This window comes from Pseudomonas sp. FGI182 (genome assembly GCF_000511325.1).
Lineage (GTDB): Bacteria > Pseudomonadota > Gammaproteobacteria > Pseudomonadales > Pseudomonadaceae > Aquipseudomonas > Aquipseudomonas putida_Z.
The window spans coordinates 5,235,900-5,248,764 of sequence record NZ_CP007012.1; the positions used below are offsets into that span (position 1 = coordinate 5,235,900).

Genomic DNA, 12,865 nt, shown 5'->3' on the forward strand with positions numbered 1-12,865 from the left:
TGTCCGTGCCTGGCCTCCTCTACAAACCCACCGCACTCGCGTAAACTGCCAGCCTTCGCGCAGCCTAGGGCTGCCCCTGTCGATTTACCAAAGGTGCCCGCCATGCCCTGGCTGCAAGTACGCCTGGCCATCAGCCCGGAACAAGCCGAAACCTACGAAGATGCCCTGCTCGAAGTGGGTGCCGTCTCGGTCACGTTCATGGACGCCGAGGATCAACCGATCTTCGAGCCAGACCTCAACACCACCCCGCTGTGGTCACACACCCACCTGCTGGCCCTGTTCGAGGCCGATGCCGATCCTGAGCAGGTATTCGCCCACCTGCGCCTGCTGACCGGTGCCGAGCTGCCCGAGCACCAGGCCGAGGTGATCGAGGACCAGGACTGGGAACGCAGCTGGATGGACAACTTCCAGCCGATGCGCTTCGGTCGCCGCCTGTGGATCGTGCCCAGCTGGCACGAGGCCCCGGAACAGGACGCGGTGAACCTGCTGCTCGACCCGGGCCTGGCGTTCGGCACCGGCACCCACCCGACCACCGCCCTGTGCCTGGAATGGCTCGACGGCCAGCAACTCGAAGGCACCCAGGTGCTGGACTTCGGCTGCGGCTCGGGCATTCTGGCCATCGCCGCGCTGCTGCTGGGCGCCCGTGAGGCGGTCGGTACCGACATCGATGTGCAGGCCATCGAGGCTTCGCGCGACAACGCCCAGCGCAACGGCATCGCCGATGAGAAGCTGGCGCTGTACCTGCCCGAGCACATGCCGGCCATGCAGGCCGACGTGCTGGTCGCCAACATCCTCGCCGGCCCGCTGGTGTCGCTGGCACCGCAACTGTCCGGTCTGGTCCGCCCAGGTGGCCTGCTGGCGCTGTCGGGCATCCTCGCCGAGCAGGGTGAGGAAGTGGCCGCGGCCTACGCCGCCGACTTCGAGCTGGACCCGATCGTCGTGCGCGACGGCTGGGTGCGCATCAGTGGTCGCCGCCGTTAAGCGGGCCTAGAATACTTTTCTGCACAGCTCCCGGATTGCCGCATGACCGACAGTTTCGTCACCCAGTGCCCGCATTGCCAGACCAGCTTTCGCGTCACCCACCACCAGTTGAGCGTGGCCCGCGGTGTAGTGCGCTGCGGCCACTGCCTGCAGGTGTTCAACGCCGCCAAGCAACTGCTGGAGCAGAACCGCGCCGGCGGAGCCAGCGCACCTGCGGTGCCAGCACCGATGCCTGCCGCCCCTGCCGAGCCGCTGGCCGAACCGGTGATCACACCCGAGCCTGTCGCCAGCGAGCCCGGCACCACCCCGGACGAGGACTGGGCGCTCACCAACCAGGCGCTGGACGCGCTCGACCTCGACATGGAACTGGAGCGCCTGGAGCGCCGCGGCCAACCGGCCACGGCTCGCCCGGCCAGCCAGGATGACGGCCTGCAGGCGCGGCGTGACGAACTGCACCCGGACGAACATGCCGACGACCTGTTCGGTACGGCTACCGATGAACCGTTCGAACCGCAACCGGCGATAGAAACCGCGCCCGTGCTGCGGGAGCCGGAGCCCTTGGAGCTGGACCTGGAGCCCGCCCCGGGCGAGCGTACCGAGCCGACGTTAGGTGGCAATCTGGACCTGGACATCGACGACGAGCCACCGGTAACCCGTGCCGTCGAAATCGATGAACACCCCGAATTCAACGAACCGCTGCGTGCCAGCGATGATGAAGCCCCGATACAGGGCCTGAGCGCTCGCGACGACGAGCCGCTGGAGCTGCACCTGTCGGCGCGCGATGACGAGCCTGTCGAGCCGCTGCCCGGCGAACGCCTGGAACCAGGCCTTGCCGGCAAAGCCGAGCGCCCGGCGCGCAAGGAGCCGCTGGTCGACGTGGTCGACGACCCGCTGCAACTGGGCTGGGAAAAGCCCGCACCCAACTGGGGCAAGCGCCTGCTGTGGGGCTTCCTGACCCTGCTGGCCGCTGGCTTGCTGGCGTTCCAGTACGTGTGGTTCCACTTCGATGAAATGGCCCGCCAGGACCAGTACCGGCCGCTCTTCCAGCAAGTCTGCCCGTTGGTCGGCTGCGAAGTGCCGACCCGCGTCGATATCGCCCGAATCAAGAGCAGCAACCTGGTGGTACGCAGCCACCCGGACTTCAAGGGCGCACTGATCGTCGATGCGATCATCTACAACCGCGCGCCGTTCGCCCAGCCGTTCCCGCTGCTGGAACTGCGCTTCGCCGACCTCAATGGCCAGCTGATCGCCAGCCGGCGCTTCAAGCCCAGCGAGTACTTGTCCGGCGAACTGGCCGGGCGCGGCGAAATGCCCAGCCAGACCCCGATCCACATCGCCCTGGACATCCTCGACCCGGGGCCGAAGGCCGTCAATTACAGCCTGAGCTTCCGCTCGCCGGAATAACCACCAACCCTGTGGGAGCGGGCGTGCCCGCGAACACGGGCGAAGCCCGTGCCATCCATTGCGCCGCCTGCTTCGCGGGCACGCCCGCTCCCACAGGGGCCGCGCAAGGTCCTGGATCCTCCCCCCATACCAAATGTCATAAGCCGACAACTGTTCAGATTTTATCCAAATCCATCTTTATCCGGTCACCGAGAGCGGGTATCATGCCAACCCTTTTTCGAACTCCAAGATTCGGCCCCACAACAGGGATCACCTATGTCGGCGGTACGCATCGGCCCATACACACTACGTAACAACCTGATCCTCGCGCCCATGGCCGGGGTCACGGACCAGCCTTTCCGTACACTTTGCCAGCACCTGGGCGCCGGCATGGTGGTGTCGGAAATGGTCTCCAGCGACATGAGCCTGTGGAACAGCCGCAAGTCGAGCCTGCGCCGCATCCATGAAGGTGATCCCGAGCCACGCTCGGTACAGATCGCCGGTGGTGATGCGCAGATGATGGCAGCGGCGGCAAAGGCCAACGTCGAAGCTGGCGCCCAGATCATTGATATCAACATGGGCTGCCCGGCAAAAAAAGTCTGCAACAAAGCCGCAGGCTCTGCTTTATTGAGAGATGAAGCCTTGGTCAGCGAGATTCTCCACGCCGTGGTCGGCGCCGTGGACGTCCCGGTGACCCTGAAGATCCGCACCGGCTGGGACCGGGCGAACAAGAACGGCCTGAACGTGGCGAGGATCGCCGAGCAGGCCGGCATCCAGGCGCTGGCGGTGCATGGCCGCACACGCGCCGACCTGTACACCGGCGAAGCCGAATACGACACCATCGCTGCCATCAAGCAGGCGGTGTCGATCCCGGTTTTTGCCAACGGCGATATCACCTCGCCAGAAAAGGCCCGGGCGGTGCTGGACGCCACCGGGGTAGACGGCCTGTTGATCGGCCGGGCCGCCCAGGGGCGGCCATGGATCTTTCGCGAGATCGAGCATTACCTGCGCACTGGCGAACACCTGCCAGCGCCGCAGCTGGACGAAGTGGAACGCATCCTGCTGGAGCACCTGGCCGCGCTGCATGCCTTCTATGGCGATGTGATGGGCGTACGTATCGCCCGCAAGCACGTTGGCTGGTACCTGACAACACGACCCGGCGGCAAGGAGTTTCGCTCCCGGTTCAACGCTTTGGAAGACACACAAGCGCAGTGCGCCAACGTTCGCGCGTTTTTCAGCGAACGTCGACAGAGCCTTGAGACAGAGGACGGACAAGGGGTGGCCGCATGACGATGATGACCGAGACATTTGTGAGTGGAACAACGCCCGTGAGCGACAACGCCAACCTGAAACAGCACCTCAACACGCCGAGCGAAGAGGGCCAGACCCTTCGCGACAGCGTCGAGAAGGCGCTGCACAACTACTTCGCCCACCTGGAAGGCGCGACCGTGACGGACGTGTACAACCTGGTGCTCTCCGAAGTCGAGGCGCCCCTGCTCGAAAGCGTGATGAACTACGTGAAGGGCAACCAGACCAAGGCCAGCGAGATGCTCGGGCTGAACCGAGGCACCCTGCGCAAGAAGCTCAAGCAGTACGACTTGTTGTAAGCCAGAATCCCAACCAGAAAAGGCGGCTCCCTGAACAGAGGCGCCTTTTTTGCTGACTCCACCGCGTTATTGGAACCCGAAATGACCGACCAGACTACCCGCCTGCCAGTCCGCCGCGCCCTGATCAGCGTCTCCGACAAGACCGGTATCCTCGAATTCGCCCGTGAGCTGCAGCAGCTCGGTGTCGAGATCCTGTCCACCGGCGGCACCTACAAGCTGCTCAAGGACAACGGCGTCAACGCGGTGGAAGTGGCCGACTACACCGGCTTCGCCGAAATGATGGATGGCCGGGTCAAGACCCTGCACCCGAAAATCCACGGTGGCATCCTGGGCCGTCGCGGCACCGACGACGCCATCATGAACGAGCACGGCATCAAGCCGATCGACCTGGTAGTAGTCAACCTGTACCCGTTCGAAGCCACCATTTCCAAGCCTGGCTGTGATCTGCCGACCGCCATCGAGAACATCGACATCGGCGGCCCGACCATGGTCCGTTCGGCTGCCAAGAACCACAAGGACGTGGCCATCGTGGTCAACGCCAGCGACTACGCCGGCATCGTCGAAGGCCTCAAGGCCGGTGGCCTGACCTACGCCCAGCGCTTCGACCTGATGCTCAAGGCGTTCGAGCACACCGCTGCCTACGACGGCATGATCGCCAACTACATGGGCACCATCGACCAGGCCAAAGAGACCCTGACCACTGAAGACCGCAGCGAATTCCCGCGCACCTTCAACAGCCAGTTCGTCAAGGCCCAGGAAATGCGCTACGGCGAGAACCCGCACCAGAGCGCGGCGTTCTACGTGGAAGCGAAAAAAGGCGAAGCCAGCGTTTCCACCGCCATCCAGCTGCAGGGCAAGGAACTGTCGTTCAACAACGTGGCCGACACCGACGCCGCACTGGAGTGCGTGAAGAGCTTCGTCAAGCCGGCCTGCGTCATCGTCAAGCACGCCAACCCATGCGGCGTGGCCGTGGTACCTGAAGACGAAGGCGGCATCCGCAAGGCCTACGACCTGGCCTATGCCACCGACACCGAGTCGGCGTTCGGCGGCATCATCGCCTTCAACCGCGAACTGGACGGCGAAACCGCCAAGGCCATCGTCGACCGCCAGTTCGTCGAAGTGATCATCGCCCCGAAAATCTCCCAGGCTGCCCGCGACGTGGTTGCCGCCAAGCAGAACGTACGCCTGCTGGAATGCGGCGAGTGGCCAGCCGAGCGCGCTGCCGGCTGGGACTTCAAGCGTGTCAACGGTGGCCTGCTGGTGCAGAGCCGCGATATCGGCATGATCACCGCCGATGACCTGAAGATCGTCACCAAGCGTGCGCCGACCGAGCAAGAGATCCACGACCTGGTGTTCGCCTGGAAAGTGGCCAAGTTCGTCAAGTCCAACGCCATTGTCTACGCCAAGCAGCGCCAGACCATCGGCGTCGGCGCCGGCCAGATGAGCCGCGTCAACTCCGCGCGCATTGCTGCAATCAAGGCCGAGCATGCCGGCCTGCAGGTGCAGGGTGCAGTCATGGCGTCGGATGCGTTCTTCCCGTTCCGTGATGGCATCGACAATGCGGCTAAAGTGGGTATCAGCGCCGTGATCCAGCCGGGTGGTTCGATGCGTGATGCCGAGGTGATTGCTGCTGCTGACGAAGCCGGTATCGCCATGGTGTTCACCGGTATGCGCCACTTCCGCCACTAAACAGATGCAGGGCCGATCGCCGGCCCTTGTAGGAGCGGCCTTGTGTCGCGATAGGGCCGCAAGGCGGCCCCGGCAATTTCTGCTGCGAAGCTGAAAACCTGGGGCCGCTACGCGCCCCTTTCGCGACACAAGGCCGCTCCTACAGGAAGCGGGATCGGCCAGACAGAATTCGAGGTTTTGACATGAAAGTTTTGATCATCGGCAGCGGCGGCCGTGAGCACGCCCTGGCCTGGAAAGTCGCCCAGGACCCACGCGTGGAAAAAGTCTTCGTTGCCCCGGGCAACGCTGGCACCGCCATTGAAGCCAAGTGCGAGAACGTCGCCATCGACGTCTGCGCCCTGGAGCAACTGGCTGACTTCGCCGAGAAGAACGTCGACCTGACCATCGTCGGTCCGGAAGCACCGCTGGTCATCGGTGTGGCCGACCTGTTCCGCAGCCGCGGCCTGGACTGCTTCGGTCCGACCAAGGGCGCGGCCCAGCTGGAAGGCTCCAAGGCCTTCACCAAGGACTTCCTGGCGCGTCACAAGATCCCGACCGCCGACTACCAGAACTTCACCGAAATCGAGCCGGCGCTGGCCTACCTGCAGGAAAAAGGCGCGCCGATCGTGATCAAGGCCGACGGCCTGGCCGCGGGCAAGGGCGTGATCGTCGCCATGACCCTGGAAGAAGCCGAAGCCGCCGTGCGTGACATGCTGGCCGGCAACGCCTTCGGTGATGCGGGCTCCCGCGTGGTGATCGAGGAGTTCCTCGACGGCGAGGAAGCCAGCTTCATCGTCATGGTCGACGGCCAGAACGTGCTGCCCATGGCCACCAGCCAGGACCACAAGCGCGTCGGCGACCAGGACACCGGCCCGAACACCGGCGGCATGGGTGCCTACTCCCCTGCCCCGGTGGTCACCGCCGAAGTGCACCAGCGCGTGATGGACCAGGTGATCTGGCCGACCGTGCGCGGCATGGCCGAGGAAGGCAACGTCTACACCGGCTTCCTCTACGCCGGCCTGATGATCGACAAGGCGGGCAACCCCAAGGTCATCGAGTTCAACTGCCGCTTCGGCGACCCTGAAACCCAGCCAGTCATGCTGCGCCTGGAGTCGAGCCTGGTGCTGCTGGTCGAGGCCGCATTCGCCAAGGCGCTGGACAAGGTCGAAGCACAGTGGGACCCGCGCCCGAGCCTGGGCGTGGTACTGGCTGCCGGCGGCTACCCGGGCGACTACGCCAAGGGTGATGTGATCAACGGCCTGGACGCTGCCGCGAAGATCGAAGGCAAGGTGTTCCACGCCGGTACCGCACTTAAGGATGGCAAGGTGACCACCAACGGCGGGCGCGTGCTGTGTGCCACCGCCATGGGCAGCACCGTTGCCGACGCGCAGCAGCAAGCTTACCGCCTGGCCAAGGAAGTAAGCTGGAACGGCAGCTTCTACCGCACCGACATCGGCTACCGGGCCATTGCCCGAGAGCGCGGTGAGCACCAGCAGTAAGTTGTACCGGGCTGCCGCAGCGCGCTCCAGCACCTTGCGCCTGCGGCATCCGGCTCGTCGACAGGGCCCCGAGGGGCCTTGCCTTCGACTTGGCGCGCCGCGCATAGTTAATACCCGGCACCTTGGCTAAGAAGGGATTTCGTAGTGCGTCGGCTTCGGATTGCCTCAGCTCTGATCGTCAGCTTGCTGACCTTGCTCTGCATGTTCCCGGCTGCGGCCGAACATGACGGAGGCTGGGCCGTTCTGCTCGACGAACAGGCCAACCTGCAACTGAGCGACGTGCGCTCCGAGCGTTACCGCAACCAGTTCAGCCCGCTGGTACTCGCCGACCTGGATGCCGCCCCTGCGGAACAGGCCCTGTGGCTGCACTACCGCCTGGAGCCCGGCGAGCAGGAACAACTGCTGCGGGTTTTCGCCCCAGACCTTTCTGGCCTGGACCTCTACGCCCTCGAGGGCGACCAGCTTCTGCGTCAGCTGCACCACGGGCGCCAGGCCGGCAATGCCAGCCCGACCCTGCGTGGCAGCGACCATGTACTGCCCCTGCCCAACAGCAAGCAACCCCTGGATATCTACCTGCGCCTGGTTTCCGAGCACCAGCTGCGCCCGGCCATCAGCCTGGAGCCTGCGGCCGTGGCAGCCTCCGACCAGCGCCAGCCACTGCTGTTCGGCATGCTGTTCGGCGGCCTGGTGATGCTGATCATGCACAACCTGATCCGCTTCCTCTACAGCCGCTCGAGCACCACCCTGATCCTGGCGCTGTACCACGGCCTGATGCTGCTCAGCGGCCTGATCCTGCTGAACCTCAGCGGCCCCTGGTGGCACGTGTGGCACAGCGCGCAAACGCCCGCCGCATACCTGACGCTGGTCCTGGCCGGCCTGGCCGGGCTGTGTTTCACCCAGCATTTCTTCTCGCCATGCAACTCGCCACGGCTCAACCGCCTGCTGCAGGGCGAGATGCTGGTGGTCGGGTTGAGCGGGTTGGTGCTGCTGTTCGTCGACACCCTGCCCCTGAACCTGATGACCTACGCCCTGATGGCCCTGGGCAGCGTGAGCATGCTGCTGGTCAGCAGCTACCACTGGTACAAGGGCTATGCACCCGCACGCCTGTTCAGCCTGGCCATGGTGGTGTTCAACCTCGGTGGGCTGGTGCTGCTGCCAGCGCTGCTGGGCCTGACCCGTACCTCGACGCCCTGGCTGCTGTGCATCCTGCTGGGGCTGACCGTGGCCAGCGGCCTGCTGCTCAACCTGGCAGTCAGCGAACGCCTGCGGCGCATGAGCGAAGAGCGCTTCAGCGCCAGCCGCGCCCTGGCCGCCAGCGATGCCGAAATCAACGCCAAGGCCGAGTTCCTGGCCAAGATCAGCCACGAAATCCGCACCCCCATGAACGGCGTGCTGGGCATGACCGAACTGCTGCTGGGCACGCCGCTGTCGGTCAAGCAGCGCGACTACGTGCAGACCATTCACAGCGCCGGCAACGAACTGCTCACGCTGATCAACGAGATTCTCGACATTTCCAAGCTGGAATCCCGACAGATCGAACTCGATGACGTGCAGTTCGACCTCAACGCGCTGATCGAAGATTGCCTGAACATCTTCCGCGCCAAGGCCGAACAACAGAACATCGAACTGATCAGCTTCACCCAGCCGCAGGTACCACGGGTGATCAGCGGCGACCCGACGCGCCTGCGCCAGGCCTTGTCAAGCCTGCTGGAGAATGCCCTGAAAAACACCGACCAGGGCGAGATCCTGCTGGTAGTGGCACTGGACCAGCGCGGCGAGGTACCGCGCCTGCGCATCGCCGTGCAGGACAGCGGCGAACCGTTGCCCGCCGCTGACCGCGAAGCTCTGTTGCAGGCCGAGTTGCACAGCCACCACTTCCTGTCCAGCAACAAGCTGGGCGGCCACCTGGGGCTGGTCATCGCCAAGCAGCTGATCGGCCTGATGCAGGGCGAGTTCGGCATCAAGAGCAGCACCGGCATGGGCAACACCCTGTGGCTGACGCTGCCGCTGGACCCTTCGCGCCTGGAACAGCCACCGGCCGACCTGGACAGCCCGCTGCGCGATGCTCGTGTACTGGTGGTGGACGACAACGACACCTGCCGCAAGGTGCTGGTACAGCAGTGCAGTGCCTGGGGCATGAACGTCAGCGCGGTCCCGTCGGGCAAGGAAGCCCTGGCCCTGCTGCGCACCAAGGCCCACCTGCGCGATTACTTCGATGCCGTGCTGCTGGACCAGAACATGCCAGGCATGACCGGCATGCAGCTGGCCGCCAAGATCAAGGAAGACCCGAGCCTGAACCACGACATCCTGGTGGTGATGCTCACCGGCATCAGCAACGCGCCGAGCAAGGTCATTGCGCGTAACGCCGGAGTCAAGCGGATCCTCGCCAAGCCGGTGGCCGGCTACACGCTGAAAACCACCCTGGCCGAAGAACTGGCCCAGCGCGGCCGCGAGCAAGCCATACCAGCCAGTTTGCCCGGCATCCCCCAGGCACTGGACCTGCCCGGCGATTTCCGCGTGCTGGTCGCCGAGGACAACAGCATTTCGACCAAGGTGATCCGCGGCATGCTCGGCAAGCTCAACCTCGAGCCCGACACCGCCAGCAATGGCGAAGAGGCCTTGCAGGCGATGAAGGCGCAGCGCTATGACCTGGTGCTGATGGACTGCGAGATGCCGATACTGGACGGCTTCTCGGCCACCCAGCAGCTGCGCGCCTGGGAAGCCGCCAACCAGCGCCAGCGCACCCCGGTGGTGGCACTGACCGCGCACATACTTGCCGAACACAAGGAACGCGCCCGCCTGGCGGGCATGGACGGGCACATGGCCAAACCGGTGGAACTGTCGCAGTTGCGAGAGCTGATCCAGTACTGGGCCAATCACCGGGAAGCCAAGGTGGATCCGGTGCATAGTTCCTGATCTGAGGCGCCTGTGCCGGCCTCTTCGCGGGTGAACCCGCTCCCACAGGGATAGCATTGCCTTCAGGCCTTATGCAGTACCTGTGGGAGCGGGTTCACCCGCGAAGAGGCCGGCACAGGCTATCAACAGAATCTGCTGATAAACTCTGCCCAGCCATAACTGCCTGGACTAGCCCCCATGCTCCATGAGTTGTTCAGCGTCTACCTGAAAATGCTCGTGCTCTACAGCCCGTTCTTCGTGCTGTCGTGCTTCATCAGCCTGACCCGCGGCCACTCCAGCAAGGAGCGCAAGCAGCTGGCATGGAAGGTGGCCATCGCCGCGCTGATCTCCAGTGTCCTGCTGTACCTGTTCGGGCGGGCGATCTTCGGCATTTTCGGCATCACCGCCGACGCCTTCCGCATCGGCGCCGGCAGCGTGCTGTTCATCTCGGCCCTGGGCATGGCCCAAGGCAAGTCCGCGGTACAGGCCGACAACGTGCAGCAGGATGTCACCATCGTGCCGCTGACCATCCCGCTGACCGTCGGCCCCGGCACCATCGGTGCACTGCTGGTAATGGGCGTCGGCCACCCGCACTGGGACGACAAGCTGCTGGCCATCATCAGTATCGCCCTGGCCTGCTTCACCGTGGGCCTGGTGCTGTACCTGTCGCACCGTATCGAGCGCATCCTCGGCGACCAGGGCCTGCAGATCGTCAGCCGCCTGATGGGGCTGTTCGTCTGCGCCCTGGCTGCACAAATCATCTTCACAGGCATCAAAGGCTACCTCGCGCCCTAGATGTCGAAATCCAGTATGCGCTTCAAGGAAACCTGCACGACGCGGTCCTGCACCTTGGGCAAGAAACTCTGCTCGAAAGCCAGGATGTTGAAGCGTATCAACTCCGCTCGCACATTCTTGAGGCTGCGCTTGTGGCTGATGAAGCCTGCCCGGAACGCCGAACGATTATCCGTTTCGTGATACAGCACCATGTCGACACGATTCGCCCCTGCAGGCGCGCAGGGCAGCAATTGAAAATGCTGCCGCTCATAGGCACAGCGCTCAAGCGATTGCAGAACCGGCGGCTTGGTCAACAGCTTGCGCATGGACTGACCACTTGCCGAGGCAAAATGATCGCCGGCGGTTGCGGCAATGGTTTCAAGCACCTTGTCGGTTTGCCTGACCCGGTCCTCCTCAGGCCAGTGCACCTGCTCGGCAGTAACTGCGTCCCAGCCCATGAATTTCAGCTGGTTGCGGTAGTAGGCCAACCAGTCCTGGATCAGCCCTTCCTTGTAAGCCGTTTCGGTGGCCCGCTCAGCCATCGCCAGGGCAAGCCGCACTTTGTTTTTCTGCGCAGTGGAAATACCCGGCAGAAACGAAACAATCCCTGCGCCGATCACAGCAGATATGGCTTCAATCATGTTGTGCTCCTGTTACTGGTGCATGAGGGTCGAACCGATACTCCCCCAGTGCATCCTTGGTTTTCATCAATGCCTGCAGTTCATCTCGCTGACGTTGGAAACGCCCGTTATCCAGCAGCAAGGAAACGCCATTGAACCTGGCTTCGCCCTCCAGCGCCTTTTCGACCAGCAGCATGTCCTGAGAGATGCCGGCGATCGGCTTGTCGAATTGCAGGGTGATACTGCAAAGGTCAAGCGCCGGCCCCGGCTTGAGCAGCCCAAGCTCGATCACCAGCTGCGAACCCTGCGTGCTGAACTTCAGCTGGTGGCGAAAACCTTCGATCGATCGGCCCAGGCCGCTTCTTACTGCAGCCAGCACGGCCTCATGACGGATCGAGCGCATCTTCAGCCACGCCTCGAGCGGCTGTATCTGCGCGCTGCGCGCGGGTTGCCCCAACTGTTTCAGGTCATGCGTACTGGCCAGCTTGATCCAGCCCAGTTGCCGATATGCCTCGCGATAGGCGTCATACCAGGCTTCATAGTTGTCAAAGCGTGACCCCGCATTCCTGTTGGCCACCAACTGGGCGTAAAGGATGGAGTCGAAGGCAGCCTGACGCTGAATCTGGCCAGTGTCTGCGCGATACAGTAATGCCGTTCCGCCAATCAACATGAGTTGTTCAGCTGCTCTGTCCATTGTGTTGCCTCGTCACAAAGACCCGAACAAGGCGGCGTTGCAACGCCGCCCTGCGATCAGATGTCGTACTGGAGAATGTTCTCGACACTGCGCACGCCGAGTTTGTTTTCCACGGTTTCGCGGATTTTGTCGTAGACGAAGGTGTTGAGAGTAAGCACAGCCGTGCCGGCGTAGTAGTGGGTCTTGTCCAGCTTCCACTGGATACCCAGGATGTCATCATCCAGCTGCGGGGCAGACGCCTGGATGCAACTCACCACCATGACCACATCGTTGTTATCGGTTTCGATGCAGGCCGCCATGCCGACCATGCCCCTGGCCTTGTTCTTGCGTTTGTGGTCGAGCACCTTGGCGTCATTTTCGACGGTAGTCAGTTTGTCGAAGGCCATCTTGGCCAGCTCACCCAACTTGGTACCCCCCAGCATTGCATTCCCCACCACACCGATCGCCCGTACAGCGACAGCGCCTACGGTGACAGACAGTTCCGCCGAGGTTTCCAGTTCGAAACTACGCTTGGGGATGGTAAAGCCAAGATCACGCATGACATCGATGAACCGCTCGTACCACTCCCTGCTCTGCTTTTCGGCATCGAAGGATTTGTCAGCCACCAAGGTGGCAAAGTGGAAGGCATTCTTTACGTCATGACGGCTTTGCGAAGACATGCCTGCGCCGCAGGCCAGCAGGTTGCCTTCGACCAGAATGGCCGCGTCAGTGGTAGTGACTTGTGTTTCTTCGGACATGTGGAAA

11 protein-coding genes are annotated in these 12,865 nt (G+C 63.5%); 8 read left to right on the plus strand and 3 right to left on the minus strand.

Annotated elements, in window-relative coordinates; all coding sequences use genetic code 11:
• The first annotated feature begins 102 nt into the window (after positions 1-102).
• The 8 genes from prmA (at position 103) to C163_RS23125 (ending at position 10,828) form a co-directional block, all read left to right on the plus strand.
• The gene (gene prmA / locus C163_RS23090; protein WP_025340777.1) at positions 103-981 is read left to right on the plus strand and encodes a 50S ribosomal protein L11 methyltransferase; all 879 of its coding nucleotides are present in this window, start codon (positions 103-105) and stop codon (positions 979-981) included.
• Positions 982-1,023: 42 nt separating this feature from the next.
• Complete coding sequence (locus tag C163_RS23095; protein WP_025340778.1) at positions 1,024-2,385, plus strand: DUF3426 domain-containing protein; 1,362 nt, start codon at positions 1,024-1,026, stop codon at positions 2,383-2,385.
• Positions 2,386-2,640: 255 nt separating this feature from the next.
• Positions 2,641-3,654 carry a tRNA dihydrouridine synthase DusB gene (gene dusB, locus C163_RS23100; RefSeq protein ID WP_025340779.1) on the plus strand — a complete coding sequence of 338 codons (1,014 nt, stop codon included), beginning with the start codon at positions 2,641-2,643 and terminating at the stop codon, positions 3,652-3,654.
• Entirely contained in the window at positions 3,651-3,971 is a 321-nt protein-coding gene (gene fis, locus C163_RS23105) for a DNA-binding transcriptional regulator Fis (RefSeq protein ID WP_012274390.1), read from the plus strand. Before dusB ends, fis begins: the two co-directional genes overlap by 4 nt.
• 81 nt (positions 3,972-4,052) lie before the next feature.
• Positions 4,053-5,660, plus strand: coding sequence for a bifunctional phosphoribosylaminoimidazolecarboxamide formyltransferase/IMP cyclohydrolase (gene purH, locus C163_RS23110; RefSeq protein ID WP_025340780.1), 1,608 nt, complete (start codon positions 4,053-4,055; stop codon positions 5,658-5,660).
• 182 nt (positions 5,661-5,842) lie between these two features.
• Positions 5,843-7,138 carry a phosphoribosylamine--glycine ligase gene (purD, locus tag C163_RS23115; protein ID WP_025340781.1) on the plus strand — a complete coding sequence of 432 codons (1,296 nt, stop codon included), beginning with the start codon at positions 5,843-5,845 and terminating at the stop codon, positions 7,136-7,138.
• 144 nt (positions 7,139-7,282) lie between these two features.
• Positions 7,283-10,054 carry a hybrid sensor histidine kinase/response regulator gene (locus tag C163_RS23120; RefSeq protein WP_025340782.1) on the plus strand — a complete coding sequence of 924 codons (2,772 nt, stop codon included), beginning with the start codon at positions 7,283-7,285 and terminating at the stop codon, positions 10,052-10,054.
• A 177-nt stretch (positions 10,055-10,231) separates the two neighbouring features.
• Positions 10,232-10,828, plus strand: coding sequence for a MarC family protein (locus C163_RS23125; RefSeq protein ID WP_025340783.1), 597 nt, complete (start codon positions 10,232-10,234; stop codon positions 10,826-10,828).
• Here the strand turns inward: C163_RS23125 and C163_RS23130 are convergent.
• Genes C163_RS23130 through C163_RS23140 form a run of 3 tightly spaced genes read right to left on the minus strand, consistent with a single transcriptional unit; the run spans position 10,825 to position 12,858 of the window.
• Positions 10,825-11,448 (minus strand): hypothetical protein, encoded by a 624-nt coding sequence (locus tag C163_RS23130; RefSeq protein WP_025340784.1) that lies wholly within the window; start codon positions 11,446-11,448, stop codon positions 10,825-10,827. The genes C163_RS23125 and C163_RS23130 overlap by 4 nt on opposite strands.
• A complete protein-coding gene (locus tag C163_RS23135; RefSeq protein WP_025340785.1) occupies positions 11,441-12,121 on the minus strand; it encodes a hypothetical protein in 681 nt (226 codons plus the stop codon). Before C163_RS23135 ends, C163_RS23130 begins: the two co-directional genes overlap by 8 nt.
• A 56-nt stretch (positions 12,122-12,177) precedes the next feature.
• Positions 12,178-12,858 (minus strand): hypothetical protein, encoded by a 681-nt coding sequence (locus C163_RS23140; protein WP_025340786.1) that lies wholly within the window; start codon positions 12,856-12,858, stop codon positions 12,178-12,180.
• Between the last annotated feature and the right edge of the window lie 7 nt (positions 12,859-12,865).

Bases quoted from the DNA above. Each gene is read 5' to 3' on its own strand.
- C163_RS23130 (WP_025340784.1), bottom strand. From the start codon at position 11,448: ATGATTGAAGCCATATCTGCTGTGATCGGCGCAGGGATTGTTTCGTTT.
- C163_RS23125 (WP_025340783.1), top strand. From the start codon at position 10,232: ATGCTCCATGAGTTGTTCAGCGTCTACCTGAAAATGCTCGTGCTCTAC.
- fis (WP_012274390.1), top strand. From the start codon at position 3,651: ATGACGATGATGACCGAGACATTTGTGAGTGGAACAACGCCCGTGAGC.
- C163_RS23135 (WP_025340785.1), bottom strand. From the start codon at position 12,121: ATGGACAGAGCAGCTGAACAACTCATGTTGATTGGCGGAACGGCATTA.
- prmA (WP_025340777.1), top strand. From the start codon at position 103: ATGCCCTGGCTGCAAGTACGCCTGGCCATCAGCCCGGAACAAGCCGAA.
- dusB (WP_025340779.1), top strand. From the start codon at position 2,641: ATGTCGGCGGTACGCATCGGCCCATACACACTACGTAACAACCTGATC.
- C163_RS23140 (WP_025340786.1), bottom strand. From the start codon at position 12,858: ATGTCCGAAGAAACACAAGTCACTACCACTGACGCGGCCATTCTGGTC.
- purH (WP_025340780.1), top strand. From the start codon at position 4,053: ATGACCGACCAGACTACCCGCCTGCCAGTCCGCCGCGCCCTGATCAGC.
- C163_RS23095 (WP_025340778.1), top strand. From the start codon at position 1,024: ATGACCGACAGTTTCGTCACCCAGTGCCCGCATTGCCAGACCAGCTTT.
- purD (WP_025340781.1), top strand. From the start codon at position 5,843: ATGAAAGTTTTGATCATCGGCAGCGGCGGCCGTGAGCACGCCCTGGCC.